General features: G+C 44.4%; 2 protein-coding genes. Both read left to right on the plus strand.

The features are described 5' to 3' along the window. The first annotated feature begins 189 nt into the window (after positions 1-189). Positions 190-1,059 carry a Druantia anti-phage system protein DruA gene (locus AC3WVG_RS11410; protein WP_488798242.1) on the plus strand — a complete coding sequence of 290 codons (870 nt, stop codon included), beginning with the start codon at positions 190-192 and terminating at the stop codon, positions 1,057-1,059. Next, positions 1,050-2,278 (plus strand): IS66 family transposase (tnpC, locus tag AC3WVG_RS11415; RefSeq protein WP_488798243.1); only part of this gene is annotated, 1,229 nt, incomplete at its 3' end. The genes AC3WVG_RS11410 and tnpC, both read left to right, overlap by 10 nt.

Below are 2,278 nucleotides of genomic sequence, written 5' to 3' on the forward strand. Positions count from 1 at the left end.
AACAACTATTTTATAAATAACATGCCGAAGGCATCCCATAATTTGACATTTGACATTTGACATTTGACATTTATTGTATCACGTCGACTTAGGCTTGCAAATAGTTTATCCCGTAAGTATTCAGTTTTCAAAAGTTAAAATCCCCAAAAAAGGCTGGACTCTACAAAAAGGGTATGGTAAATTATATGTATGGCAAAGAACATAATGGTGCAAGGGAGAGCAATTGCGGCCGAAGAAATTTGTCAGATTACAAAGTTAATAGCCAGTCACCCCGAATGGAGTCGGTCAAAACTATCGCAGGAATTATGTCAGCTTTGGGATTGGCGCAATGCAAAAGGAATACTAAAAGACATCGCTTGCCGCAGTTTGTTACGAAAGCTAGAACAAAAGGGATACATCGTTCAGCCGCCCCGACGTCGCAAAGCACCTCAGCGCATGAGGGAGCAAAAAAATATATTGATCCCTCTTCCTTTTTATTCTCAGGCATGTAATCTGAAGAAGTCTCAACCACTAGAGATTGAGATAGTAAAACCGGGAACGTCTTCAGGAAAATTATTCAACACCTTACTGGCACACCATCATTATTTGGGTTATCGCGGCAGCGTAGGCGAACATTTGGCTTACCTGATTCGGGACGGAAAAGGAGCAATTTTAGGCTGTTTGTTGTTCGGCGCGGCTGCCTGGCGGATAGCCCCACGAGATAAATTCATTGGTTGGAAGGAAGAAAAGCGTAAAGTCAACTTGCAGTTGATTGCCAACAACATGCGGTTTTTGCTGCTTAAGAAAGTCCCCCATTTAGCTAGTCATCTTCTAGGAAAAATTAGCCGGCGGCTTTCCAGAGACTGGCAAGAAAAATATGGACACCCTATACTTTTGCTGGAAACTTTTGTAGAGGTGGGGCGTTTTGCCGGCACCTGTTATCGGGCAGCTAACTGGAAATGTCTTGGGCAGACACAGGGACGAAGCCGCAATGATCGCTATTCTAAACTGAAAGTTCCCATTAAAGAGGTTTACGTCTATCCATTGGTTCGAGATTTTCAGGAGAGGCTATGCAATTAGGAAGCTGGAAAAGCAAGGACGAGGAAAAAAGAAAGCTACGGGTAAAAGTTGCAACCTTAGGGCGTGCGCTTGAGGCACAGCAAAAAGCTCGAGCTAAACTAGAGAAAGAAAAGGATGGCCTAAAACGAGAAAACAAAGAGCTCAGCCAGAAGGTCACAAAGCTTGAAAGACGCTGTAAAGAACTCGAGCGACAGCGGGATCGCTATAGGGATATGATTTTTAAACCAAATGTTAAAAAGCAAACCGAAGAAGCAACAAACCAGGAGGGATCGGATGTAGATATTCTTGAGAATCTTAAGAAGAAACGGAGACGGGGTGCACAGAAAGGGCACCCCGGACGAGGTCGGAGAATCCCCAAGCGGGTAGATGAAGTAAGGCGAGTATATCTTGAAAAATGTCCTGATTGTGGGGAAGCCTTGGAACGCAGCAGTAGCGTTGAGGAACATACGGTAGAAGATATTCCTCCGATTGAACAAACCCAATCAAAAGTGACGCGTTACGAAAAGGAACTGCAGTGGTGCAAAAAGTGTAAGAAAACCGTCAAGGCTGTAATTGAAGAAGTTATTCCTCAAGCTCGCTTGGGGATCAACGTCCTGTTATACGTGCTTACTCAGAAATACATTGCCAGAAGTAGCTGGGACACGATCGTCTGGAGTTTAGACCATTGGTATGGGATAAAAGTTAGTAAAGGGACATTAGTGGGAATGCTGCATAGAGCTCGAAGATGGTTGGGCAAGCGTTATGATCGGATTCTGGAGCAAATTCGTGCTTCCCCCGTAAAACACGCTGATGAAACAGGCTGGAGAGTAGATGGTGTCAACCATTGGCTGTGGGGATTTTTTACCGACAAGCATGCTTATTATAGGGTCGAGGAATCCCGGGGCGGAGGTGTGCCCAGAAGAATCTTGCATGGTTCACACCAGGAGGATGTCTTGGTCCGAGACGACTATGGAGCGTATAGTAAATTGTTATTTAAACATCAAAGCTGCTGGACTCATCTTTTGAGAAAGAGTCGGGAGGCTGCCCGCGATCCCGCAGCATCCGTGGAAGTACGTAAGCTGCATGAGAAGTTAAAACAAATGTATGCTTCCCTTCAAAAAATTATCGACCAACCGTTCAAACCCGCCGAGAGACAAAAAGCATATGACCATTTCAATCAAGAACTTCAGATTATCATCGAAACCAAATATCACCATCAAGACACGAAAAAGATTCAAAC

Source organism: Desulfovulcanus sp. (assembly GCF_982781345.1).